We start from the raw sequence: 23,854 nt of genomic DNA on the forward strand, positions 1-23,854 counted from the left end.
GGTTATTGGTTTGCACTGCCAATTTCTTGCAAAATACCAGACTGCACCACAGCTTCATGTTTATCACCCACACCGTATTTGATGCTGGCGCGAATACGCAGCGGATTGCAGACAATACCGGGTGTTGGTGCGAAACGACGCGGACAAGGCGTTTCTTCTGGTCCAGTTTGCTCATTAAATAACGTGATGGTGGATTTTGGATCCGCATTTTGATGCTTAATACTCATCCCTGCGTCAGTGAATTGACCATCGCCCTTAATTAAAGGGCTATTTGCCGCCAAATCCATCGCATTACGTAATGATAACTCTGCATCACCTTTAATGGTCATCTCTGCTGTTTCACTTTCTTGTGCGGCATTGACCATTTTCAAATCTAAGGTACTCGAACTCATCAAACTAACTGCAATCCCAGTCACTGCAATGATCATTACCAAAGCCGCAACGAGTACAACTCCACTTTGCTTTGATTTATTCATTACCATTTCCATGAGTCTTCTCCCCCATTTTCTAAGCGGACAGTGGACACAAATAGCATCCGGCGATATTTATCCGTAAATGTTAACTCTTTAGCTGACTCGCCTGAGCCACCTAAGGTGTAAGTTCGTGCTGTAGCTGATAAATCAAAATCTGTATCCATGGAGCGCACTAAAATAAACATTTGCACCGTCAAAATTTGCCCTGTTTGCTGCTCCCAATCAGTTTGCATCATTTGCCCAGCTGTTTTATATGTATCAACACGGCTATCACCGTCAAAATCCATTCCATAGATAAAACGCATATTCTCGACCCCTTCCATAATGGTCTCAGTAATGATGCCTGTTTTAGTCAAACGCTTTCGCTTGAGTGTCGGGACAGATAAACTTTTATTGTTAACGGTATAGGTATCTTGGCCAATGTAATAAACGTGGTGATTATAGGCCCACAAAGAGTTAGCGGGGTCGACAGGGAGCACGCCACCCGTTCCATCCAAAATTTTGGCAAAATCATAATTTGTTTCTAAATAATACTGATTAACTTGAGAGGAGTTCCCCGATATATCGTTGCCTGACACACCTTTTAATTGAATCACATCGCTATTGGAAATACTGTCCTTGATACAATTTAAAACGACCGCACTATTTGTCTGTACGCCATAAATAAATTTAAATTGGCTACCATCAGCAATAGGAAAACTACGGTTATTTGCTCCTTCAAAACAATCGTTACTCGGGTTTGCTTTAGCAAAGTTGACTTCATTTGGCATCCCAGAAAAGTTTCCCCAAAAACCAGCCAGCTCGATATCGCGGCGCAGTACATCCATAGCGATGCGACCAGATTCTTGCAAGTCACCTATTTCAAGGGTATCGCGGTTACTGGTTTTCATTGCCAAGTAAGTAAACATGACCCCGGCCAAAATAAACGCACCCACAAACAAAGAAATCATCAACTCAATAATGGTGAATCCGCGCTGTTTCATAACGTCCCATCCCTTAGGTTAATGTCAGTATTCATCACCACCATTCTACGGTTATCTCCTGTGCCACAAGTAATCGCTTTATTGGCCGATGATTGACTTATTTTTTGCCGTCCCTGCCAAGAGACAATAATCTGTAAACTGACAGTGCCATCTGCATTATCGGTCGGATCGATACAAACAAATGCATCAGAGAGTGCGCCTGTGCGCTCTCGAGCTTGCGTAGCCTTAATCCATTCAGAGATATCAAATGCCGCCATTTGCGCGGCCGTACAACGAGCATTAAAACAAGACGCAGCCGTGCTTGTGCTGGTACTGCCAAAGTTCACATCATAATCTGTTGCGGCACTTGGACTATCATTTGTACGAACTCGCTGCACAATATCATTCGCCAACGCTAAGGCAGCTGCGCGCTGAACAGAGTCATAACTCGCTTGTTTTGCTTTAGCTTGCAAAGCAACCGTCCCCAGTAAGCCAATTGTTAGCACAATGAAAGCAATGAGTACTTCGAGTAAGGTAAAACCACGTTGATGGGGGTGATTGTTCATCTTAACCACTCTATAAAAAATTAATCTATTTTACAGAGTAACGATTCGTTTCTGGATCACAATCAAATAAGGAACAAACGGTCGGAATTTACAGATGAATGGTTATTAAGAGAGATTTAATAATTCGCGGACTTTTTTACTTTCTCGACGGCTGACTTCTAAGTGCTGCTCGACGCTACTCAGAGCTACGCTGTATGTATTGTCGGAGCAAAAAAACGCCTCTAGCTTATTAGGGTTAATAAGATACTTACGGTGGATTTTAACTAAATGATGCGGATATTTTAACGCGAGTTGTTTCAAACTTGTTTCTAATAACGCTTCACCTCCAGCATAATGTGCCACAACATATTTATCTTGAGCTTCGACATACAATACATCGTCGAGCTTTAATTTTCTGGTGATACCCGCTACCTGATAACTAAGCGCAGCTTCTTTATTCGCTTCAAGTTGAGCACGATTAAGCTTACCCAGTTGACTGATGACACCAGCAAAAGATTGTGCATCAACCGGTTTTAATAAATAGCCAACAGCGGCACATTGAATCGCGTCTAATGCATGTTGTGGATAAGCGGTAACAAATATAACCGCAGGCGCAATTGCAAAGCACTTTAATTGCGCAGCAACATCGAGGCCATTACAATTGGGCATTTCAATATCCAGAAAAACCACCTCAGGCTGATACTTTTTCGCCAACTCCACAGCACTTTCGCCATCTTCAGCCTCTGCAATCACAGTAAAGGTCGGATGTTCTAACAATAAACGCTTTAACCGAGCGCGCGCCAGTGGCTCATCATCAACAATTAATACTCTCATTGCTCCCCTCTTGGTAAGACTAATTTACTGCGATAAAAAGCATCACCTTGATGAAAAGTCAGGCTGGCACGATGGTTAAAGGCGAGCACTAAACGTTGTTTAATATTATTTATGGCCACCCCATTGCGCTCGCGTCGATTTATCCGCTCAGAACAAAGCGGATTCATAACCACTAATGTCACGGATTTATCCGTCACATGTAATTCAATTTCAAGGTTGCCACTGGTGGTTAGAGGTTCAATACCATGACATACCGCATTTTCCAGTAACGGTTGAATTGTTAAGCTCGGTAAATGTAATTGCGGAAGTGTGTCAGGCAGCCGCCATATAACATTTAAACGGGCTCCTAAACGCCATTTCTCAATTTGCAGGTATTGTTTGGCAAGTTCAATTTCATTGGCCAAGGTCACACTTTGCCCTGCATTCATTGACGCTCTTGCCAGCGCAGCAATAGCGAGAATGATTTTTTCGGCTTCTTTCGGGTCATGATGTACAAGCTCAGCGGCTGTATTTAAGCTGTTAAATAAAAAATGCGGCCTTATCCGAGCTTGCAGAGCATCAAGCTGAGCACGGTCATACGCAGAGTTTGTTTGTGAATTTTGTTGATGCATAACATTAAATTGCACGAACAATAAACTGATGATCGTGGCTATTAAAGCATTTTTAAAATAAAGGCTTAAAACCAGTTCATCGTTGATTAACCCTACACTAATCACGATTGTCGAAGCGGCAAATACTACTATATTAACCACAAATAAAATAATGAGTAACTGCGGTATTAAATCTGTGGTTTTGATCCGTGGTTTAATCAACGCAAGCAAACTTAAACTGATTAAATTGCACACATGAATAAACAAACTCACCAAGCCAAATTTAAGCCAAGGATCGTCATGATGTAGCGGAGAGAAAGTAAGTAAAATGGCCAAGAACTGGCCAACAACAAGCGTAGCAAGTGTTGCTCTGTCACCAAATAGGCTAGGTAATAAATGCCCTTTAAATTGAGCGTATTGTTCCATTAACTAGCCTCTTTAACGCATGAATTATCTCAATTCAACTGGCACAGCAAAAATGATGTTTTCGATCTCACCTGGGTTCTCAATTGCTTCATCTGCTCCCCATTCTTTTAATTTCGCAACAACTTGCTTCACTAAAATCTCAGGTGCAGACGCACCAGCTGTCACACCGACTGCTGCAACATTATCAAACCATGACAATTCCATAGAACTCGCATCATCGATTAAATAAGCTGTCGTGCCCATTTTTTCAGCCAGTTCGCGCAAACGGTTTGAGTTAGAGCTATTTTTAGCACCAACAACCAGTAACACATCAGCTTTTTCAGACAACTCACGCACAGCATCTTGTCTATTTTGTGTCGCGTAGCAGATATCATCTTTACGAGGGCCATCAATTGCTGGGAACTTATCACGCAGTGCATCAATAACATCTGCAGTATCATCAACTGAAAGCGTAGTTTGGCTGCAATAAAACAAGTTCTCGGGATTTTTTACCGTTAAATTCGTCACATCTTCGACTGTTTCAACTAAATAAATGCCCCCACTTTGATTGTCGTACTGCCCCATCGTGCCTTCCACTTCAGGATGACCCTGATGACCAATCAAAATGCACTCGGTTCCTCTGCGACTTGCACGCGTCACTTCCATATGCACTTTTGTCACTAAAGGACAGGTTGCATCAAATACACGTAATCCTCGACGTTTAGCTTCAGCTCTTACTGCCTGAGAAACGCCATGAGCACTAAAGATAACAATGTTATCATCCGGAACTTGATCCAACTCATCAACAAATACCGCGCCTCGCTTTTTTAAGCTATCGACTACATATTTGTTGTGAACCACTTCATGTCTTACATAGATAGGGGCTGTAAAAATATCAAGTGCACGCTCAACAATACTAATAGCACGATCAACACCCGCACAAAAACCTCGCGGATTGGCTAACAATACTTTCATTAGTTTGTTACCTCGATGATTTCGACATCAAACGTTAACTCTTGACCCGCTAAAGGATGGTTAAAATCAACGGTGACTGAGTCACCTGCTACGTCACGAATTAACCCTGGTAGCTCAGTGCCATCTTGTTGGGTAAAAGCGACAATTGTACCAACTTCAGGTGGAACATCTACACCAAATTTAGAGCGATCAAGGTAATAAATGTTATCAGGATTAGGCTGACCAAATGCATCTTCAGGGGCTAGTTGGAATGATTTATTATCACCAGCTTTTAAACCAAATAAACATTTTTCAAAATTTTCAGTCAAGCTACCATCACCCATAACCAGTTTCGCTGGCTTGTTATGAACTTTACTTGAATCTGCAGCAGAGCCATCAGAGAGCTTGATTGAAAAATGAAATACAACTTCAGAATTTGAGCCAATTACTTGTTCAGTCATCTTTTACATCCTCTGACTTTTGATCTCTAAAAGCATCGAGTAACAATAACCCAGCGCCAATACAAATTGCACTGTCGGCAATATTGAATGCAGGAAAGTGCCAAGTGTCATAATAAACATGGATAAAATCGATGACATACCCATAGGTTAAACGGTCATATAAATTTCCAAGCGCACCTGCAAGTACTAATGAATATGCGCCGCATAACACTAAATTTTTGGCTGGAAGTTTTTTTAACCAATAAGTTAATAAAATACTAATACTGATTGCGATAATGCTGAAAAACCAACGTTGCCAACCACCGGCTTCACTTAAAAAACTAAATGCAGCCCCGTAATTATGCACATAGGTTAAATTAAACACAGGTAGCAACTCTATCGACTGATAGAGTTGCATTTGTGTGCTAACGACATACTTTGTCACTTGATCAAGGATTAACAATACCACTGTGACCCATAACCAAATCAAACCACTTTTGTTATCTAGCACACTTTGCTCCTAAGCAAATTGACGATGTTCGCCATCACCATCCACGTTAGTCACACAACGACCACAAATATCTGTATGACCTTCGTGTGTACCAACATCATCAGTATAATGCCAACAGCGCTCACATTTTTGACCTTGTGTTGCTGCAACACTAATAACGAGTCCTTCAATCTCTGTCGTATGCGCATCTGCAGCTGCTTCACCTAATGGCGCAACGGTGACCTTAGAACATAACAAAACAAAACGAAGTTCAGACGAAATACGATCAAGCTTCTGTGCAAGATCAGCGTCAGCAAATAAAGTGACTTCAGCTTGTAATGTAGCGCCTATCAACTCAGCTTTTCGAGCAGACTCAAGCACTCTATTGACCTGATCACGAACTGTTAAAATCGTTTGCCAATATTCATTTGACGCATCAGCGTTATCAGCCTTAACAAGCCCTTCATACCATTGACCGGTAAACACAAATTGCTCACGCTCACCTGGCAGAATTTGCCAAATTTCTTGAGCTGTGAAGCTCATGATTGGTGCCATCCAACGTGTCATTGCTTCTGCAATATGATAAAGCGCAGTTTGGCATGAGCGGCGGGCTAGCCCATCCGTTTTCGCGGTATATTGACGGTCTTTGATCACATCTAAATAAAACGAACCCAATTCAACTGTACAGAAATTCGTTAGCTTTTGCGTCACGACTAACATTTGATAGTCGTCATAGGCTGCAATGATTTCTTCTTGTAAAACCGCTGCTCGGTCTAAAATCCATCGATCTAACTCGACCATATCTTCAATAGCAACTAAATCTGTTGCTGGGTTAAAGCCATTCAGGTTCGATAACAAATAACGACTGGTGTTACGAATACGACGATAACGGTCTGCTGCACGATTAAATATTTCGTCAGATACTGTCATTTCTGCGGTGTAATCAGTTGATGCGACCCACAAACGAAGAATATCAGCACCGAGCTTATTCATGACATCTTGTGGTGAAATCACGTTACCTAATGATTTCGACATTTTGCGACCATTTTCGTCCACAGTGAAACCATGAGTCAGCACTTGACGATAAGGGGCATGACCATTAATGGCCACCGATGTCATCATTGATGACATAAACCAACCACGATGCTGATCTGAACCTTCAAGATATAAATCAGCGGGGCCAACTAACTCTTCACGCGCATCAACAACACAGGCATGAGTCACACCCGAGTCAAACCATACATCCAAGGTATCTGATACTTTCATATATTGCTCAGCATCTTCAGCTGACAATAATTCAGTAATCTCTAAGTCATACCAAGCTTGTATGCCTTTTTGCTCAATGCGTTCAGCAACTTGCTCAATCAGCGCTTGTGTATTTGGATGAATCTCACCCGTGTCTTTATGAGCAAACAACGCGATAGGTACACCCCAAGTACGTTGACGAGAAATACACCAATCAGGGCGGCCTTCTACCATTTTTTCTATGCGGCTTTCGCCCCATTCTGGTAACCATTGAGTTTTCTTAATTTCGCGAATTGAGTCTTCACGTAAATTAGCTTGATCCATGCTAACAAACCATTGAGGAGTCGCACGGAAAATAATCGGAGTTTTATGGCGCCAACAATGAGGGTAGCTATGTTGTAATGCTTGGTGATGCATTAACGTGCCTTTTTCTGTCAGCACATCAATAACACTCGCATTGGCTTTGAAGACATGCTGACCAGCAAATAACGGCGTATCTGGTAAGTAAATACCGTTGGCACCAACAGGATTAGCTACTTCAAGATCATACAGTTTGCCTACCACGAAATCTTCTTGACCATGGCCTGGAGCGGTATGAACTGCACCCGTACCCGAATCAGTCGTAACGTGTTCGCCTAAAATGACCGGTACAGTAAAGTCATAAAACGGATGTTGCACTTGAAGATTTTCTAATGCAGCACCTTTACAGTAACCTAAAGCATGATACTTTGTGAAGCCATAGCGATCCATGGTCTCTTTCACGAGATCTGAACCAATGACTAAACGTTGTGTGCCGTGTTCTGCTTCAACTTGGATCAGGCTATATTCCAGCTTCTCATGGATGGCAACCGCGCGGTTGGCCGGTAAAGTCCAAGGAGTCGTTGTCCATATAACTACTTTTGCATCACCTTCACCATGATGACCATCAGTCAGATTAAATTGCGCTACCAGCTGGGCTTCATCAACAAATTTAAAGCTAACATCAATGGCTGGCGATTGTTTATCTTGGTATTCAACTTCCGCTTCGGCCAGTGCAGAACCACAATCTGTACACCAATGCACAGGTTTAGAGCCTTTGTGTAAATGACCATTTTTAATAATACGACCAAGCACACGCACAGCATTTGCTTCAAAGTCATAGTTCATTGTCAAATAAGGACGATCCCAATCACCTAGCACACCAAGGCGAATAAAGTCAGTTTTTTGCCCATCAACTTGTTTTTTAGCATACGCACGGCATTTTTCGCGAAACTCAGCTGCGGTAACTTTTTGCCCAGGCTTGCCGACTTTTTTCTCAACTTGAAGCTCAATCGGTAATCCATGACAATCCCAACCAGGCACATAAGGTGCATCAAAGTCAGACAACGTCTTTGCTTTAATAATAATGTCTTTTAAAATTTTATTGACTGAGTGACCTAAGTGAATATTACCATTCGCGTATGGAGGGCCATCGTGCAGAATAAAGGTTTTCTTGCCTTTTTTTGCATTACGAATTTGACCATACAAATCCTGTTCATACCATGTTTTGAGCATGCCTGGTTCGCGGTTGGCTAAGTTGCCACGCATTGGAAACTGAGTTTCCGGTAGATTCAAAGTATGTTTGTAGTCGCTCATTAATCCTACTTTCCGTATCGGCTACTGAAATTAAACGAAACACTGTTTGGCATTATTCACATCGATTTCGATTTGTGAAATAAGCTGAGCCAGAGTGTCGAACTTTTGTTCATCACGTAGTTTTTTTACGATCTCTACGCTAATAAATTTACCGTACAAATTTCCTGAAAAATCGAAAAGATGCACTTCTAATAAGGTTTTTTTACCATTGAGTGTTGGTTTGCAGCCAATATTTGCTACACCCCGAAGGATCCCATCAGTGGTTGCGACACTCACCGCAAACACACCATGTAATGGACTTACTTGTCTTTTTAAGGCTACATTTGCTGTCGGAAACCCCAGTTCCCGACCTTTTTTCCAACCATGTATCACTCGGCCAGAAATTGTATAAGAGTGCCCAAGCATTTGCTGAGCTGCTAAAAAATCCCCATTTTGCAAGGATGTTCTTATCGCCGTACTACTTACTCGACAATTTTGCTGACGAAAACTCGCAGTATTTTTTACTTCAAACGCAAGTTTGCGACCCATTTCTTCCAGTAATGTAAAATCACCGGCACGATTGGCACCAAACTTAAAGTCATCGCCTACCGTCAGAGCTTTAACTCCGAGTTGTTGATGTAAAATACCTTCAACAAAAAACTCAGGATCTAACTTGGCAAAATTGGCGTTAAACGCAATACAAATCACTCGGTCTATACCGATTTTAGCTAGCAAGGTTAACTTATCTCGCAGGCGCGTTAAACGCGCTGGTGCTTTATCTTTTGCAAAAAATTCTTGTGGTTGCGGTTCAAACAACATCACAGTGCTCGGCAAAGATAATCGTTTTGCGTCAGAGATTAATCCGTTCAGGACCTCAACATGGCCTAAGTGTACCCCATCAAAATTACCAATAGTCAGCACACAGCCTCGGTGTCTATCCCTAATATTATGAACACCTCTGACTAATTCCATCGAGTTATAAACCTTGCTTTTGTTACCACTAAAATCACCAAAGAGCGATTATAAACTTTTTTTTGTTAGGATTCAGTAGTCGAGACATTTTTTATCATCGCAGGTCTGACTCCAAGCAGTAATAATACCAATACATAGCTAAACAATGCGATGCCTATTAATAGAAATAACACCATTATTTGCTGTTTCAGCTCGGCAGCTTGCCAAGAAAATGATTGTTCTGCGTAGTGAACGACTCCCGCCATCACCGTCGCTGAGACAAAGCATTTTAAACTAAACCACATGCTTGTTCTGGAAAACGAGTATGTTCCCTGCTTCGCTAAAAAATAGAACAACAATAACGCATTACACGTTGCCGACAGTGATGTCGCCAACGCCAATCCAACATAACCCCAAAAAGGAGCTAAAGCCAGATTGAATACCATGTTCAATACCAACGCAACAATACCTATTTTTACTGGTGTTTTTGTATCTTGCTTGGCATAAAAGCCTGGTGCTAACACTTTAATCAACATAAAGCTGACTAATCCAACAGCATAAGCCGTCACTCCGTTAGCAACTTGTTCAACATTATTTTTATCGCTGGCAATAAATTCACCATGCCCAAAAAGAACCGTAATGATAATAGGGCTAATTACAATTAAACCAAGCAATGCGGGTAAACCAAGCCAAATAACAAACCGAACTCCCCAATCTAGGGTCGCTTGAAACTGATTCCCCTCTTGCTGCGCATGTAATTTCGACAACGCTGGCAATATCACAGTCGCGATGCCAATACCAAAAAGCCCCAGTGGGAACTCAATTAAACGGTCGGAATAATACAACCAAGCAATTGATCCAGTTGTTAATGCTGCAGCAATAATAGTATCGAGCAATAAATTGATCTGGCTGACAGACACCCCAAAAATCGCTGGCAGCATTAATTTCCTGACTTTTTTAACATTATCATCCTGCCAAGCCCACTTCGGTTTAGCCAACATGCGAGCTCGATATAAAAAAGGCACTTGAAATAATAACTGCGCAACCCCTCCAATAAACACTCCAAGCGCAAGAGCAAATCCAGGGTTTGAAAACGAATCATGAAAAAATAATGCACAGCTAATTAGCGAAACATTAAGCAACACGGGCGTAAATGCCGCTGCGGCAAATTTATTATAGACATTGAGTACAGCCCCAGATAGCGCAACTAAACTGACAAAAAACAAATAGGGAAAAGTAAGCTTCAGCATCATCCCAGCGAGTTCAAATTTTTCACCAGCAGGCTCACCATCCAACCAAGCAAGAAACCACGTTGTGCCAAACAAGGCGGCAATGATAGGAGAGCCAATCACCCCCAATATCGTGACAATGAGTAATATCGTCCCCAGAGTTCCACTGGCTTGTGCAACAAAAAGTCGAACTCGATCATCATCATGTTGTGCTTTGATTTCAGTGAGTACAGGGACAAATGCCTGCGCAAATGCTCCTTCAGCAAATAACCGTCTAAGAAAATTGGGGATTCTGTTCGCAAATAAAAATACATCCGCAACCACACCCGCACCGAGTAAATTCGCTACAACTGAGTCTCGAACCAATCCCAAAATACGTGATATCATGGTCATTGCACTTACAATCATACCTGAGCGGAACAACCCTTTACTCACAGCTCACCTCAAACCAATGCTAAAAAGAGCGCCATTATGCCATAAAAGCGCGTCCATCCAATATTTTGGTTTTCTTGCCTTTTCTAATTTTTTTTTAAAACTTTTCGATAACACTAGTACAGGCTTATCCGACTTTGTTACAATGGGCGGATTAACTGCTAGAGCGGCCAACAGATGTTCGTTAAGAAGTAGTTTTTATGAAAAGATAATTGACATTATCACGAAAAAAAGGCATATTCCTCGGCCTTTAAATTAAGCTTTATTTAAGATTGTTAGGAGCAAACCTTGGCTAACATCAAGTCTGCAAAGAAACGCGCTTTAACTAGCGAAAAACGCCGTCAACACAACGCAAGTCGTCGTTCAATGATGCGTACTTTTTTCAAAAAAGTAATCGCTGCTATTGAAGCTGGCAACAAAGAAGCTGCACAAGAAGCATTCTCGGCAGCTGTACCTGTATTAGATCGTTACGCAACTAAAGGTCTAATTCACAAAAACAAAGCTGCTCGTCATAAGAGCCGTTTAGCTGCGAAAATCAAAGCACTATAATTTGTTTTTGTACAAAAAAACCGGCTCACGCCGGTTTTTTTATATCTAAATTTTGTCAATTCACTAATCAGGTAATTTAACTTGAGGCCCATCAGGGGCAAACTTTTTTAAAATAGCAGCAATCTTTTTCGGGGAAAAAGGCTTCACTACAAATCCTTTAGCGCCTTTGTCTATCGCATCTTTTACATTTTCTACCGTTGAATGAGCAGAAACCATCACAACATTACTAGAAGGTGATATTTGGTTTAATTTTTCGATAATCTCTTTTCCATTACCATCAGGTAACTCAATATCCAAAAAAATGATCGAATATTGGTTATCTTCGCTCATTTGTAAGCACTGACCAGCTGTTGATGCTTCTGAAATGTTATCTATCCCTAAATGCACCAATGTTTGATGCAAAAAATTACGAACAGTCCCAACATCATCCACGATTAATACAGAAAAATCTGCACCCATAATTCATCCTATCAATTTTATTGCGCTTACATGAGCTATTATAGACGCTAACTCATAACTAGTGTGTTAAATTACCAATTTGCACATATAAACAAAGTTTAAGTAAAAATACCATTATGTCTAATAAGATAAAACAACAAAAGTTACTTTCCCCAGAGCAATTAAAAAAACAGCAAGCACAACGAAAGCAACAAAAACTTAAACATGCAAATCAATCACAATCAAATACGTTAAAACCAACCAATCAGATCGAAACTAAAAAGCGTAATTGGCTACCCACTATAATTATCAGTGCACTGCTAGGAATATGCATTTTACTCGCACCTAAGCCTGCTTTATTGACCTATCAAAAATCCGGAGTTACAACACAAAGTATTTATTGGCCAGGGATTTTCAATACTGATGCTCAATTACTCGATAGCCACCTTTTAGCCACGCTCGACAATCAAGAGAAGAATCTCTTTATTTGTCACAATCAAACTGATATCTCTGGATGCCAGAAATATCAAGTAATAGAAAAAAGTGGTCCTATCTCAGCTGCGATATTTTACCTTTCGCATAAAAAAAACTAATAACAAAAATTTAATTATTCTCATTTGTCGCTTGGATAAAAGATCACCATAATAGCGCTCCAATTTATCATGTCGGAACAAGGAATAATGGATCTTTTAGCCACATCATCAATCAACCTTCTTGGTTTAGCCCTTTGTATTGGTGCTTTTTTTATTAACAATGTTACTTGGTTAAGAGTTGCAGCCCTTGGGGGTTGTATTATCCTGTTTATTTGTCATCGATTTGATACTATTCCTACTGGCAATATCTCTAATATCACTTTAGTACTGATAAATGCGTTTTATCTATTCAAAGTATATACTTATAGTCAATTAGACTTAGATTAATTTGCTTACAGGCGTAACGGTAATAACCAATACGCCGTCACTAAAACACCTCCCAATTTCTGCTGACACGGTTATAATCGAGCAAAAATATGAGAGGTGTTTTATGAGCAATTCCGAAGATAATTTATTTTCTCAATTAATGAGTGATGTTGATGCGTTTGAACCCACTGCATTTATTCGACCTCAAAAATCCCTCCACGCAAGTGATGCACAGCGTGAAAAACAAATGGCCGCCATGGCTGAAGTTAATTCTACTCACGATTACTTAAGTCAAGAAACGGTTGAGTTTATTGAACCATACGACGTAGTTAGCTTTAAGAAAAGTGGTGTACAAGCTGGTGTATTTAAAAATTTAAGACTAGGCAAATATCAATTTGATGCGAGCTTAGAGCTACATGATTTTAAGCTTCACAGAGCCAAACGTGTACTACTGGATTTTCTTGATGATTGCCTGCAACGCAACATTCGAGTGGTATTAATTCATCATGGATTAGGACTAAAAAATACTCCTGTTCCTGCAATTTTAAAAAGCTACAGCTATAAATGGTTGACTCAATGCGAACAAGTACTGGCTTTGCATAGTGCGTTAAAACCACATGGTGGAGCTGAAGCCATGTACGTTTTATTGACAAAAAGTGACGCTAAAAAGTTAGAAAATAAAGAATTGAATCGTAGAAATAAATAAAGCCCTTCAGGGCTTTATTTTGTTTGATAGCTTACTACATCAGGCTCTATATTTTGTGCCGCCGCTTGATTAAACCAAGCCGATACAGCCAAAACCGCAACCGCAAAAGCAACTGAACTCAGTTTAATACCTCGGCTTGCAGAACGATGCATAACTCCCCCAAATTTTCTTTTATTATTAGTATTGATGGATTAATTGTTTTTATTGTGCGCATTTAACGTACAAAAGATAGTCTACCCAAATAAGTTTTTTTTAACAACACGTTTACAGAAATTAATAGCCTTTTTTTGCATCAATGCAATGACACATCGGCTCTGAGTTTTTCACTTGCATATAATTATGAGCTATCTGCTTAACAACTGTATTGATGTCAGTTAATGCTGAAACATGTGGTGTTATCGTCAAATTATTTTGTTGCCAAAAAGGATGTTCCTCAGGCAAAGGTTCAGTGTGGAAGACATCTAAAATGGCATGAGCAATTTGCTGTGTATGTAGAGCCTCTAACAAGTCAGCTTCAACTAAGTGTTTGCCTCTGCCAACATTAATTAACACACTATGATTCGGCATTGCTGAAAACAAACGCTGATTTAAAATCCCAGTTGTTTGATCTGTCAGCGGCAAAAGACACACCAAAAAGTCGCATTGCTCGGCCATTTGATATAAGCCAGTCTCACCATAATAAAAATTGATCCCTTCGGCTTGCTTTTCATTGCGACTCCACGCACTCACGGCAAAGCCATTGAGTGTTAGTTGTCGAGCTGCTTCTTGTCCTAATTGCCCATACCCCAAGATCCCCACATTTATTGCTCGATGAGCTCGCTTTGGATACCAACGGCGTTCATTTTGTTGCTGACGATATTGCAACAACCTTAGTTTCCAAGCCAGAATGTGGCCTAAAATATACTGCCCCATGTCAAAGGCCAAATTAGGATCAACGATTCTTGCAATCGGTACATCAGGCAAGGCTGCAGAGAGAAGGCCATCAACTCCTGCACCAAATGAGGAAATTCCTTTCACATTTGGCAAACTCTGCCACACACCCTCAGGTGGAAGCCATGCCAATACAAACTCGACTTGCTCTGGCTCTTTGATGTCAGGCCAGACTTCAATCACCTCATTTGGTAGTGCCTCGGACAACTTTTCTTGTAGCGCTTGCGTATTTCGATTGGGAATAACGATTAATAAGCTCATTGGGTTACCTGTCATTAAAGCATCATTGATTCATCATCGCTTTGTCATTGTGATTTTTTAGTTTGTTTTTAGGACAATTAGACTCTAAAGGTGCGTGCTCGATGGATAAAACACTGAACGTCAAAAGCCTATTTATATCCGATTTACACTTAGGATATAAAGATTGCAAAGCGACCTACTTACTCGATATGTTAAAACATATCCAGCCTGAAGTCCTCTACCTTGTTGGTGATATCATTGACTTTCAAGCACTTAAACAACGGTTATTTTGGCCAAACTCGCATTATTTAGTGATTCAGCAACTGATCCACATGCAGCAAAATGGCTGTAAGGTGATTTATATTCCCGGAAACCATGATGCATCGGTGCGCCGCTATGCCAATCACTTTTTTGCCGGCATAGAGATCAAACAACAGGTTATTTTTCAGAGCCTTTCTGGCAAACGCTTTTTGGTCTGCCATGGTGATATTTTCGATGGCGAGGTGTGTTTAGGAAAATGGCAAGCTCGTCTAGGTGATGTGTTGTATGATTTGCTGTTGTTTATCAACCGCTGGTATAACAAAGCCCGTCGTTCACTAGGGCTGGGTTATTTATCGTTGGCAGCTTACGTTAAATCACGTATTTCAGGTGCAACCCAAGCCATCAATCGCTATCAAGATGCGGCATTAAAATATGCAAAAAAACTCAACTTAGATGGTGTGATTTGTGGTCATATTCATAGCGCTGAAATTGTCTATAAACACCAGATGATTTACATCAATGATGGCGATTGGATAGAAAGTTGTACTGCTTTTGTTGAACATCTCGATGCCAGCATGGAACTTATTTATTGGACCGAGCAGCAAAAAACCCTCGAAAAAGTCCCCTCTCATATTTTAGAAGTCGCGTAATCGCCACTCACTGAGTCGCAAAACTGTCATCTCGGTGACGCTTTTTTGTCATCGAGCCTTTTTACTCTAAAGTCAAATTAGTGAGAGTGAGTCAGTTATGATTAGTGCCGAAAGTGTCGTGGAAAACAACCTTCCACAATTAAAAAACTCCCCAAAACTTAAAAATATCGTCACCAAAGGATTGGGTTATTTGTTACATGAACAAGAGTTCATTCGCTTTGCAGCTCAATACCCTCATTTAAAAGGCATTGAATTTGTTGAACAAGTGCTCGAAGAGCTCGAATTTAATAGCCGCTTTAATCCTCAGCAAGTCGAAAATATTCCCAGTGACGGTAAAGTGGTTATCGTATGCAATCATCCAATTGGTTCCCTCGATGCACTGGCCTTAATCAGTCTGTTATATAAAGTGCGTAAAGATATAAAAGTCGTGGCCAATCGCATGTTAATGGCCATAGAGCCGATGCATAACTTGCTTTTGCCTGTTGATAATTTGTCTGGTAGCAGCAAAAAACGCGAGCTTGCCAATATTCAACAACATTTGAAATCGGAAGGTGCATTACTCATTTTTCCAGCAGGAGAAGTTTCCCGCCTCAGTCCAACAGGGATCAAAGATGGGCAATGGCATACTGGCTTTTTACGTTTTGCACTGAAAGCGCACGCGCCTATTCTACCCATTCAAATATTGGCCAAAAACAGCCCACTCTTTTATGGAACATCATTGGTTTACAAGCCTTTAGCCAGTTTGCTTCTTGTCAAAGAAATGTTTAAACAACGCCACAAATCATTAGAGTTTGAAATTGGCTCCCCTATCGCCCCTGCCGCATACCATTTAGAAAATGTCAGCGATAAAGTGGTCTGCGAATTAATTAAAAAACAACTGTACCGTTTAGGCAGTAAAAAACAGCTCCCCTTTAAAACCGAAAATCCCATCGCTCAACCTGAGTGTCGAAAAAGTCTCAAGCAAGCGATTGCTCTCACCGAGTTACTCGGGCACACCCAAGATAACATGCAAATCCACCTGTACCGTTATGAAGGGAGTTCAGCTATTTTTCGCGAATTAGGTCGCTTACGAGAAATTGCCTTTCGAGCTGTAGGTGAAGGCACAGGTAAACGCCGCGACATTGATAAATACGACATGAGCTATCAACACTTAGTCTTGTGGGATCCGGATCAACTCGAAATTGTTGGCGCCTACCGATTAGCCGATGCTGATACCTTAGTAAAGCAATCGGGTCATGCAGGCTTATATACTGATACTTTATTTAACTATCAGCCAGAGATAAAACCTTACTTTGAGCACGGATTGGAGCTTGGCCGAAGCTTTGTTCAACCTAAATATTGGGGAAAACGCAGCTTAGATTATTTGTGGTATGGCATTGGTGCATTTATTACACGCTACCCACAATTTCGCTATTTATTTGGTCCCGTGAGTATTTCAAACAGCCTACCAAAAAAAGCACAAAACCTATTAGTGCATTACTATCAACACTACTTCTCTAGCTCCGTGATGCTGGCACAGCCAAAATGCCAACACCAGCTAACAAGCATTGAACAAAAAGAACTCAGTGCGGTGTTTGAAGGTAACGATGCTAAAGCAGATTTTGTCACGCTCAAACATATGCTGGCCAATATGGGAGTGCAGGTGCCGACACTTTTAAAACAATATGCTGATTTGTGTGATGATGCAGGTGTTCAGTTTTTAAGTTTTAGTGTTGATCCTGATTTCAATTATTGTATCGATGGCCTTGTTATGGTCGACTTAACACAACTCAAAGCGCAAAAAATAAAACGCTACTTAAGTGTTCATCAACAATAAGCAGCACAATGCAAAAAAGGCATCTCAGGATGCCTTTTTTATTGAACCCAAATTAGGGTTGGCTCACTCAATATCAGTGCAAAACACACCTTGTAAAAATTGTCGGTAAATATCAGTTAACTGTGCGAGCTCATGAACTGCAACTCGCTCATTAACCTGATGAATAGAAAAATTACGTAATCCAAATTCGAAGACTTGTGTATCCGGATCAGTAAAAAAACGCCCATCAGACGTGCCACCTGATGTACTTAATGTTGGAAAAATCCCCGTCGACTGACTGACGCACGTTTCAAGTAGATTCAAATAATCAACAGGAGCGCACTCTGAGCGACCTGTGTAATATGGCTCACAAGGTCGCTGCCAAGTCAGTTGATAGTTTAAATTAAACGCCCCGACGGCTTGATTAATCAACCAATGAATATCTTCGCTTTGATAAGCATGGCTATAACGGACATTAAAACTTAACTGAGCGACTGCTGGCACTAAATTATCCAATGCATTGGGGACCGATAAATCAGTGATTTGCAGTGACGTTTTTGAGCCTTCAATATCTTTTTGCCATGTCAAATCAAGCAGCTGAGCAATCAGTGGACTCATCAAATGAACTGCATTAACTGTATTTTCTGGATAAGCCACATGCCCAGCTTTACCCAGCACAGTTAATTGACCCGATAATGCGCCGCGTCGACCATTTTTAATCGTATCACCAATGTGGTTTGAACAAGTGGGCTCGCCCACTAAACACGCATCAAGCTTTATATTGCGTTTATCAAGCTCCTGCACCAATAACTTAGTGCCAAACTCAGCTTCCCCTTCTTCATCTGAGGTTAATAACCAATAAAAAGTGCCTCGGCACGGCTGAGGGCTAGCCAATAGCTGCTCGGTCGCACTCAGCATTGCAGCGATCGCACCTTTCATATCTGCTGCGCCACGACCATAAATATGACTATCGATTATTGCGCCAGAAAACGGATCGCACTGCCAACCTTTATTTTTGGCAGGTACCACATCTATGTGACCGCAAAAGGCGACATTTGGCCCTGGTGAAAAACAATAACTGGCTAATAAATTTGTCACACCCTGTGTTTGAAAGACATCAACCGAAAAGCCAACTCGATTTAATTGCTCTGTTAACCATTGCATGGCACCTGCTTCATCAGGTGTCACCGACTTAAATCGAATCAAACGCTGCAGGTAAGCAAGTGCTTCAGGCATATTTAGTATTTTTTGTTCAGCAAAGGCCATGATCTTTCCATTGGTTTCTGGCAGTAAGTGCCATTTAAACCAACAAAGATGTCAAATACATGTCAGTTGAATAACGTTTTACTTAAATTTAACACTTTAAAATTCATAAAAATAAAAGCCTTAACCCTTAAAAACTTAATCTAAATCAAGCTTTTTACATAAGTTCATTCTGACAATTTCAGAACTTGATCTAGAACAGGTTTTCAAAAATTCATCTCGCCATAATGGCCCCATAGCAACAGCAAACAGATAAATAAGATTTAAACATCGGGAGATTGAAAATGAGCAAATTATTAAAAAGTGCTTTATTAACAGCAGGTTTAATCGCAGCACCTTTTGCAAATGCAAACTTAAGTGTCAACATTGGCGCCATTCACGTTAACCCTGATAGCAGCTCATCAGCTATCAATGAAGCGCCAACTCTTGGCTTAGGTGTTGATTCAAATACGCAGCTTGGTATTACTTTTGATTACGCATTAAATGATAACTGGGTGGTAGAATTAATAGCCGCGACACCTTTTAGCCATGACATTACAGGTGAAGATGGCCTAGCTGGCGCAGGAATTGGTAAAACAAAACATTTACCACCGACACTTTTAGCGCAATACCACTTTGGTGATGCAAGCTCAGCATTTCGTCCATTTGTTGGCGCGGGTTTAAACTATACGATTTTCTTTGATGAACAAGCTGGTGCAGATTTAAAGGCAACACTTGGTACTAACGATGTAGAAATTAAATTAGATGACTCATTTGGTTTAGCTGCACAAGCGGGTTTCAACTACAGCTTAAATGAAACTTGGGGTGTGCATGGCATGGTTTCTCTAATTGATATCGATACCGATGCCACTGTTTATGCTGATGGTAAAAAAGCACTGACTTCAACAGTCAATATTGACCCAGTTGTCTTTATGTTAGGCTTAAAATACACATTCTAATCACTGACGAGTGACTAGAATGAAAAAAAACAACACACGCCATTTATTTGGGTGTGTTGTTTTGTTTTTTCTGCTCAAGCATTTCTTTCCAATGAATAATTTCTGCCGGTAAGATTGGCGCTACACCATCAAACTCAGCAACGTCGAGCATTTCTTCAATACTGACTAAGCCACTGCGTTTTTTAAATACGCCTCGCACATAAGCAATAGCGTGTAAACCTCGTTCAGATTCAAAGCGCTGCTCAATATAAAAATACTTGTGATCCCAACCCACTAAGCGAGTATTAATAAAAAACTTCTGCATCGGTTTAATATCACGAATATACGTAATCGCAGTTGCATTTACGATTGGAAACCAACGGCGCTTGAGCATTTTCCCTAATAAGCCAAATCGTTCCGTCATCCAAGTACGTGCAATATCCATCAAAGCCAAATAGCGTGAATTGGTCAAATGAAGGTTAATATCACAATCAGTTGGTAAAGCAGTAAATTGTAAGCTGACTTCATCAAGTAGTGGTTGATATTGCTTATTTCGCTTAATGCGAAAAAACAACAAGAGTAATCTAAAATATAAGTTCATTTACGGTTCACAGGTCTTACCAGAAAAAAGTTATTCTCAGCGCAAATACATTTTTTTACAAGTTATTCTGCTTTTTTGCACTCTAGCTAGAAGCACATATACTTTAAAATTCTATATAAAACAGAGTAACCTAACCATGAAACCGCTATTCACCTTCCTCATGCTTTGCCTAATTTATTGCCCAGCAAGCTTTGCTGATTTTGACTTGCCAGGAAAAGGTGAATTAATTTATCCCACGGGGATGGTCAAACCGTTTGAGTTTGGCTTTGGTTGGGACAAAGCGCACAGTAAAATCCGCATTGGCAACAAGGAATATGACTTAAACGAACTACCGGAATCTTATTCGGTGACTATTGCCATGAGCAAAGATGAAAAAAATGTCTGGGTACAAGAATTTGCTCAAGGTTATTTTGAACAATTTAATTGGCAAATAGGCGCGCATGTCATTTCGCTGCGCAAGCAATCATTTGATTATGCTGTAAAGGGTGACTATGTACTCACAGTTGATGGTACTGATTACTTTTTTGTCTCACGCGCGGCTAACCTCAGTATCAAATTTACACAAGATGGCATCGAATCTGTAACCGCTGAAGGCGTGACAAAAGATATGGGCAATAAATAACGCGACAACGGCTATGTGTCGCGTTATTTTTATACATGACTAAACTTTGATGGTTTTACGGTTAATGCCATATTCACGTAGTTTATTTGCCACTGCGGTGTGACTTAAACCTAAGCGCTTTGCTAACTGCCGTGAACTTGGATAAGCAGGATAAAGCTTACGTAACAAGGTCGACTCAAAGCGTTTAACGGCTTGATCAAGTGAGCCTTCAAAGTCCGATTCCAAATACCCTAAATCATTGGTAAAACTAGGCAGTTGCAAATGCTCTGCACTGAGCTTTTCATCATCAAGTAATGACACCGCCCGATAAATTGCATTTTCAAGCTGGCGTACATTTCCAGGCCAAGGATATTGCTGTAAAAACTCAAGACAGCCTGGCTCTAAACTGGGTGCTGACTTACCAACTTGATGGGCATATTTTTGTAAAAAATGCTCAGTTAATGGGCCGATATCTGCGCTGCGATCGCGTAAAGGTGCAATATCTAAATTCAACACATTAATACGGTAATAGAGATCTTCTCTAAATGACCCTTCTTGGACCATGCCCGGTAAATCTTTTTGTGTTGAGGCAATGATGCGCACATTTACTTTCACTTCATTTTCACTACCAACTCGGCGAAACGTCCCATCTTGTAAAAAGCGCAGTAATTTTGTTTGTAAGCGCGCCGACATTTCACCGACTTCATCAAAAAATACCGTCCCACCATCGGCTTGTTCTAAAATGCCACGGCTGGGGGTTGAGCCATCTTCATACCCTGCAAAACCAAATAACTCTGTTTCTGCAACATCATCAGGTAAAGATGCGCACGATAACGCTAAAAAAGGCTTCATAGAACGGTGTGAAGCATAATGACAAGAGCGCGCCAATAACTCTTTTCCAGTGCCTGTTTCACCTGTGACTAAAATCGGTGCTTCAAGTTGAGCCATTTTGCGGGCTTCACGTACGACCCGGCGCATCGCGGTGCTCGAAGTCTGAATACTCGAAAAACTCTCTTGACCGTAACGACGAAATACACTGACCTGTTGCCCTAATCGACTTTGCGATTTGATATTAATCACGGCTCCAGCCAAAATTTGTTCGTTTTGACTCTCTGGAACTGAAATTGGCAAAATATCAGCAATAAAGTCTTCACCATCTACCTCAACCCGAGTGGTCTGGCCTAGAACTTCTTTGCCTTCTAACCAACGATTAAAATTAAAGCCTTTCAATAACGAGTTAATACTGACACCGACGATGTCTGCTTGAGAAACATTTAAATCACGGCAAGCTGCATCGTTGCAAAGCCTCACCATGCCTTTTGCATCAATGGAAATAATCCCATCAGGTAAAGCGCTCAGTAACGTATTGAGCTCATTATGCTCTCGTTCTGACGGCATAAACGCAGTCGTTCTGACATCCGTTACTCCTTCGATTAAACGGATAGAAGGCATGATTTTTTGAAATTGTTCAAATTCTATAGGTGGAAATGACACATACATACGACAGTGCTTAGCATCAACTTCGATTCCTTTGAGGTCGACCTGATAACTCACCAAAATATTAAGAATTTCCTGCGCAATACCAATACGATCAGCACAATGGATCTCTAAGCGCATTAAAACCTCAAGTTAAGCAGTATTAGATGAGTGAATCATACTAGAAAGAAACAGAAAAAGAATAGCGATTTGTAAACAATATTGAACAAAAATCACATAACCTATAACTTTACAGGTCCTTTGTTCTCACACTACTAAGCCGGTTCATTTTCTTCTTGGCTCTGTCGGCTAAATTCAGTTAAGAAGACGTTAATTAAATTTGATCTTCACAGGTGTGACACGCTTTAATCCCCTGATAAAGCATGCAATAATCGACGCAATAATAATAAGGGATATGCAGTATGTTCAAACGTAAAAAAATCTTAGTTACCGGTGGTGCCGGCTTTTTAGGCTCTCACCTATGTCGTAAGTTGTTATCACAGAATCATGAAGTGATCTGCGTTGATAATTTTTTTACCGGGAATAAAGATAACATCATCGATTTACTCGATAACCCGCGCTTTGAACTAATACGCCATGATGTGACCTTCCCTTTATTTGTTGAAGTCGACGAAATTTATAATCTTGCGTGCCCAGCCTCGCCCATTCATTACCAACATGATCCGGTGCAAACCACAAAAACCAGTGTCCATGGCGCTATTAACATGCTTGGTTTAGCAAAACGCACAGGTGCAAAAATCTTTCAAGCATCTACGAGTGAAGTGTATGGTGATCCGATTGTTCACCCACAAGTGGAGTCTTACTGGGGAAATGTTAACCCGATAGGCGAGCGTTCTTGTTACGATGAAGGCAAACGTTGTGCTGAAACACTCTTTTTCGATTATAGAAAACAGCATAATCTGAAAATTAAAGTCGCACGTATTTTTAATACCTATGGCCCCAACATGCACCCAAATGATGGCCGAGTCGTGTCTAACTTTATTATGCAGGCTCTGCAAAATCAAGACATCACCTTATATGGTAATGGCGAACAAACACGCTCTTTTTGTTATGTTGATGACCTTATTAACGCCTTTATCAAATTCATGGATACAGATGATTCAGTCACAGGTCCAATTAATTTAGGGAACCCAACGGAGTTCACAATTAAAGAATTGGCGGAGAAAGTGATTCACTTAACCCGCTCATCATCAGCATTAACCTATCAAACCTTGCCAAATGACGATCCAAAACAACGCAGGCCTGACATTTCGTTAGCCAAAGAGCATTTAAATTGGCAACCTACCATCGCATTAGAGCAAGGGTTGGAAAAAACCATCGAGTACTTTAGTTCGCTAATCAATGCATCTGAACGTCAATCCTAA

Annotated in this window: 26 protein-coding genes; 9 read left to right on the plus strand and 17 right to left on the minus strand. The window is 40.7% G+C overall.

All coding sequences use genetic code 11. The features are described from left to right. Positions 1-2 precede the first annotated feature (2 nt). The 11 genes from PULV_RS04200 to murJ form a co-directional block, all read right to left on the minus strand. Positions 3-476 (minus strand): pilus assembly PilX family protein, encoded by a 474-nt coding sequence (locus PULV_RS04200; RefSeq protein WP_193330994.1) that lies wholly within the window; start codon positions 474-476, stop codon positions 3-5. After that, positions 476-1,456 (minus strand): PilW family protein, encoded by a 981-nt coding sequence (locus tag PULV_RS04205; RefSeq protein WP_193330995.1) that lies wholly within the window; start codon positions 1,454-1,456, stop codon positions 476-478. Before PULV_RS04205 ends, PULV_RS04200 begins: the two co-directional genes overlap by 1 nt. Further along, entirely contained in the window at positions 1,453-2,001 is a 549-nt protein-coding gene (gene pilV / locus PULV_RS04210; RefSeq protein WP_193330996.1) for a type IV pilus modification protein PilV, read from the minus strand. Before pilV ends, PULV_RS04205 begins: the two co-directional genes overlap by 4 nt. Before the next feature lie 105 nt (positions 2,002-2,106). Then, entirely contained in the window at positions 2,107-2,814 is a 708-nt protein-coding gene (locus tag PULV_RS04215; RefSeq protein ID WP_193330997.1) for a LytR/AlgR family response regulator transcription factor, read from the minus strand. After that, positions 2,811-3,830 carry a sensor histidine kinase gene (locus PULV_RS04220; protein ID WP_086742800.1) on the minus strand — a complete coding sequence of 340 codons (1,020 nt, stop codon included), beginning with the start codon at positions 3,828-3,830 and terminating at the stop codon, positions 2,811-2,813. The genes PULV_RS04215 and PULV_RS04220 overlap by 4 nt, the downstream gene beginning before the upstream one ends. A gap of 24 nt (positions 3,831-3,854) precedes the next feature. Then, a complete protein-coding gene (ispH, locus tag PULV_RS04225) occupies positions 3,855-4,784 on the minus strand; it encodes a 4-hydroxy-3-methylbut-2-enyl diphosphate reductase (RefSeq protein ID WP_086742799.1) in 930 nt (309 codons plus the stop codon). Further along, positions 4,784-5,224: an FKBP-type peptidyl-prolyl cis-trans isomerase gene (gene fkpB / locus PULV_RS04230; RefSeq protein ID WP_193330998.1), complete on the minus strand. Its 441-nt coding sequence runs from the start codon at positions 5,222-5,224 to the stop codon at positions 4,784-4,786. Before fkpB ends, ispH begins: the two co-directional genes overlap by 1 nt. After that, entirely contained in the window at positions 5,217-5,714 is a 498-nt protein-coding gene (gene lspA / locus PULV_RS04235; protein WP_193330999.1) for a signal peptidase II, read from the minus strand. The genes fkpB and lspA overlap by 8 nt, the downstream gene beginning before the upstream one ends. A 9-nt stretch (positions 5,715-5,723) precedes the next feature. After that, positions 5,724-8,552 carry an isoleucine--tRNA ligase gene (ileS, locus tag PULV_RS04240; protein WP_086742796.1) on the minus strand — a complete coding sequence of 943 codons (2,829 nt, stop codon included), beginning with the start codon at positions 8,550-8,552 and terminating at the stop codon, positions 5,724-5,726. 30 nt (positions 8,553-8,582) lie between these two features. After that, complete coding sequence (gene ribF / locus PULV_RS04245; RefSeq protein WP_086742795.1) at positions 8,583-9,503, minus strand: bifunctional riboflavin kinase/FAD synthetase; 921 nt, start codon at positions 9,501-9,503, stop codon at positions 8,583-8,585. Between the two features lie 65 nt (positions 9,504-9,568). Beyond that, positions 9,569-11,146: a murein biosynthesis integral membrane protein MurJ gene (gene murJ, locus PULV_RS04250; protein ID WP_264372475.1), complete on the minus strand. Its 1,578-nt coding sequence runs from the start codon at positions 11,144-11,146 to the stop codon at positions 9,569-9,571. A gap of 285 nt (positions 11,147-11,431) precedes the next feature. On the opposite strand from murJ, the gene rpsT reads away from it, so the two are divergent. Further along, on the plus strand, positions 11,432-11,692 hold the full coding sequence (gene rpsT, locus PULV_RS04255) for a 30S ribosomal protein S20 (protein ID WP_086742793.1): 261 nt from the start codon (positions 11,432-11,434) through the stop codon (positions 11,690-11,692). A 63-nt stretch (positions 11,693-11,755) separates the two neighbouring features. On the opposite strand, the gene PULV_RS04260 is transcribed toward rpsT, so the two are convergent. Next, a complete protein-coding gene (locus PULV_RS04260; protein WP_086742792.1) occupies positions 11,756-12,151 on the minus strand; it encodes a response regulator in 396 nt (131 codons plus the stop codon). A 116-nt stretch (positions 12,152-12,267) separates the two neighbouring features. Between PULV_RS04260 and PULV_RS04265 the strand changes: the two genes are divergently transcribed. The 3 genes from PULV_RS04265 to smrA all read left to right on the plus strand — a co-directional run bounded on the left by PULV_RS04265 (position 12,268) and on the right by smrA (position 13,735). Further along, positions 12,268-12,723 (plus strand): hypothetical protein, encoded by a 456-nt coding sequence (locus tag PULV_RS04265; protein WP_086742791.1) that lies wholly within the window; start codon positions 12,268-12,270, stop codon positions 12,721-12,723. Between the two features lie 87 nt (positions 12,724-12,810). Beyond that, positions 12,811-13,050: a hypothetical protein gene (locus tag PULV_RS21890; protein WP_227009348.1), complete on the plus strand. Its 240-nt coding sequence runs from the start codon at positions 12,811-12,813 to the stop codon at positions 13,048-13,050. Between the two features lie 103 nt (positions 13,051-13,153). Next, the gene (gene smrA, locus PULV_RS04270) at positions 13,154-13,735 is read left to right on the plus strand and encodes a DNA endonuclease SmrA (RefSeq protein ID WP_193331000.1); all 582 of its coding nucleotides are present in this window, start codon (positions 13,154-13,156) and stop codon (positions 13,733-13,735) included. A gap of 14 nt (positions 13,736-13,749) precedes the next feature. Here the strand turns inward: smrA and PULV_RS04275 are convergent, their stop codons facing one another. Next, on the minus strand, positions 13,750-13,887 hold the full coding sequence (locus PULV_RS04275; protein ID WP_176365123.1) for a hypothetical protein: 138 nt from the start codon (positions 13,885-13,887) through the stop codon (positions 13,750-13,752). A 121-nt stretch (positions 13,888-14,008) separates the two neighbouring features. Next, positions 14,009-14,926, minus strand: coding sequence for a 2-hydroxyacid dehydrogenase (locus PULV_RS04280; RefSeq protein WP_193331001.1), 918 nt, complete (start codon positions 14,924-14,926; stop codon positions 14,009-14,011). A 101-nt stretch (positions 14,927-15,027) separates the two neighbouring features. Here PULV_RS04280 and PULV_RS04285 point away from each other — a divergent pair, with 101 nt between their 5' ends. Further along, complete coding sequence (locus PULV_RS04285; RefSeq protein WP_086742787.1) at positions 15,028-15,816, plus strand: UDP-2,3-diacylglucosamine diphosphatase; 789 nt, start codon at positions 15,028-15,030, stop codon at positions 15,814-15,816. 97 nt (positions 15,817-15,913) lie between these two features. Then, a complete protein-coding gene (locus PULV_RS04290; protein WP_193331002.1) occupies positions 15,914-17,632 on the plus strand; it encodes a GNAT family N-acyltransferase in 1,719 nt (572 codons plus the stop codon). Between the two features lie 63 nt (positions 17,633-17,695). On the opposite strand, the gene dapE is transcribed toward PULV_RS04290, so the two are convergent. Further along, the gene (dapE, locus tag PULV_RS04295; protein WP_086742785.1) at positions 17,696-18,877 is read right to left on the minus strand and encodes a succinyl-diaminopimelate desuccinylase; all 1,182 of its coding nucleotides are present in this window, start codon (positions 18,875-18,877) and stop codon (positions 17,696-17,698) included. Between the two features lie 281 nt (positions 18,878-19,158). Between dapE and PULV_RS04300 the strand changes: the two genes are divergently transcribed. Continuing rightward, complete coding sequence (locus PULV_RS04300) at positions 19,159-19,812, plus strand: OmpW/AlkL family protein (protein ID WP_086742784.1); 654 nt, start codon at positions 19,159-19,161, stop codon at positions 19,810-19,812. 43 nt (positions 19,813-19,855) lie between these two features. Here the strand turns inward: PULV_RS04300 and PULV_RS04305 are convergent, their stop codons facing one another. After that, positions 19,856-20,392, minus strand: a complete 537-nt coding sequence (locus PULV_RS04305) for a thioesterase family protein (protein ID WP_086742783.1) — start codon at positions 20,390-20,392, stop codon at positions 19,856-19,858. A 136-nt stretch (positions 20,393-20,528) separates the two neighbouring features. On the opposite strand from PULV_RS04305, the gene PULV_RS04310 reads away from it, so the two are divergent. After that, positions 20,529-21,014, plus strand: coding sequence for a hypothetical protein (locus PULV_RS04310; protein ID WP_193331003.1), 486 nt, complete (start codon positions 20,529-20,531; stop codon positions 21,012-21,014). A gap of 39 nt (positions 21,015-21,053) precedes the next feature. On the opposite strand, the gene tyrR is transcribed toward PULV_RS04310, so the two are convergent. Beyond that, the gene (gene tyrR, locus PULV_RS04315; protein ID WP_086742781.1) at positions 21,054-22,610 is read right to left on the minus strand and encodes a transcriptional regulator TyrR; all 1,557 of its coding nucleotides are present in this window, start codon (positions 22,608-22,610) and stop codon (positions 21,054-21,056) included. A gap of 281 nt (positions 22,611-22,891) precedes the next feature. Between tyrR and PULV_RS04320 the strand changes: the two genes are divergently transcribed. After that, on the plus strand, positions 22,892-23,854 hold the full coding sequence (locus PULV_RS04320; protein WP_193331004.1) for a UDP-glucuronic acid decarboxylase family protein: 963 nt from the start codon (positions 22,892-22,894) through the stop codon (positions 23,852-23,854).

Source organism: Pseudoalteromonas ulvae UL12 (assembly GCF_014925405.1).
Lineage (GTDB): Bacteria > Pseudomonadota > Gammaproteobacteria > Enterobacterales > Alteromonadaceae > Pseudoalteromonas > Pseudoalteromonas ulvae.

What these genes read in the sequence shown, in the direction of transcription:
- PULV_RS04200 (WP_193330994.1), bottom strand. Translation starts at nt 476, where the DNA reads ATGAATAAATCAAAGCAAAGTGGAGTTGTACTCGTTGCGGCTTTGGTA.
- PULV_RS04205 (WP_193330995.1), bottom strand. Translation starts at nt 1,456, where the DNA reads ATGAAACAGCGCGGATTCACCATTATTGAGTTGATGATTTCTTTGTTT.
- pilV (WP_193330996.1), bottom strand. Translation starts at nt 2,001, where the DNA reads ATGAACAATCACCCCCATCAACGTGGTTTTACCTTACTCGAAGTACTC.
- PULV_RS04215 (WP_193330997.1), bottom strand. Translation starts at nt 2,814, where the DNA reads ATGAGAGTATTAATTGTTGATGATGAGCCACTGGCGCGCGCTCGGTTA.
- PULV_RS04220 (WP_086742800.1), bottom strand. Translation starts at nt 3,830, where the DNA reads ATGGAACAATACGCTCAATTTAAAGGGCATTTATTACCTAGCCTATTT.
- ispH (WP_086742799.1), bottom strand. Translation starts at nt 4,784, where the DNA reads ATGAAAGTATTGTTAGCCAATCCGCGAGGTTTTTGTGCGGGTGTTGAT.
- fkpB (WP_193330998.1), bottom strand. Translation starts at nt 5,224, where the DNA reads ATGACTGAACAAGTAATTGGCTCAAATTCTGAAGTTGTATTTCATTTT.
- ileS (WP_086742796.1), bottom strand. Translation starts at nt 8,552, where the DNA reads ATGAGCGACTACAAACATACTTTGAATCTACCGGAAACTCAGTTTCCA.
- ribF (WP_086742795.1), bottom strand. Translation starts at nt 9,503, where the DNA reads ATGGAATTAGTCAGAGGTGTTCATAATATTAGGGATAGACACCGAGGC.
- PULV_RS04260 (WP_086742792.1), bottom strand. Translation starts at nt 12,151, where the DNA reads ATGGGTGCAGATTTTTCTGTATTAATCGTGGATGATGTTGGGACTGTT.
- PULV_RS04265 (WP_086742791.1), top strand. Translation starts at nt 12,268, where the DNA reads ATGTCTAATAAGATAAAACAACAAAAGTTACTTTCCCCAGAGCAATTA.
- PULV_RS21890 (WP_227009348.1), top strand. Translation starts at nt 12,811, where the DNA reads ATGGATCTTTTAGCCACATCATCAATCAACCTTCTTGGTTTAGCCCTT.
- smrA (WP_193331000.1), top strand. Translation starts at nt 13,154, where the DNA reads ATGAGCAATTCCGAAGATAATTTATTTTCTCAATTAATGAGTGATGTT.
- PULV_RS04275 (WP_176365123.1), bottom strand. Translation starts at nt 13,887, where the DNA reads ATGCATCGTTCTGCAAGCCGAGGTATTAAACTGAGTTCAGTTGCTTTT.
- PULV_RS04280 (WP_193331001.1), bottom strand. Translation starts at nt 14,926, where the DNA reads ATGAGCTTATTAATCGTTATTCCCAATCGAAATACGCAAGCGCTACAA.
- PULV_RS04285 (WP_086742787.1), top strand. Translation starts at nt 15,028, where the DNA reads ATGGATAAAACACTGAACGTCAAAAGCCTATTTATATCCGATTTACAC.
- PULV_RS04290 (WP_193331002.1), top strand. Translation starts at nt 15,914, where the DNA reads ATGATTAGTGCCGAAAGTGTCGTGGAAAACAACCTTCCACAATTAAAA.
- dapE (WP_086742785.1), bottom strand. Translation starts at nt 18,877, where the DNA reads ATGGCCTTTGCTGAACAAAAAATACTAAATATGCCTGAAGCACTTGCT.
- PULV_RS04300 (WP_086742784.1), top strand. Translation starts at nt 19,159, where the DNA reads ATGAGCAAATTATTAAAAAGTGCTTTATTAACAGCAGGTTTAATCGCA.
- PULV_RS04305 (WP_086742783.1), bottom strand. Translation starts at nt 20,392, where the DNA reads ATGAACTTATATTTTAGATTACTCTTGTTGTTTTTTCGCATTAAGCGA.
- PULV_RS04310 (WP_193331003.1), top strand. Translation starts at nt 20,529, where the DNA reads ATGAAACCGCTATTCACCTTCCTCATGCTTTGCCTAATTTATTGCCCA.
- tyrR (WP_086742781.1), bottom strand. Translation starts at nt 22,610, where the DNA reads ATGCGCTTAGAGATCCATTGTGCTGATCGTATTGGTATTGCGCAGGAA.
- PULV_RS04320 (WP_193331004.1), top strand. Translation starts at nt 22,892, where the DNA reads ATGTTCAAACGTAAAAAAATCTTAGTTACCGGTGGTGCCGGCTTTTTA.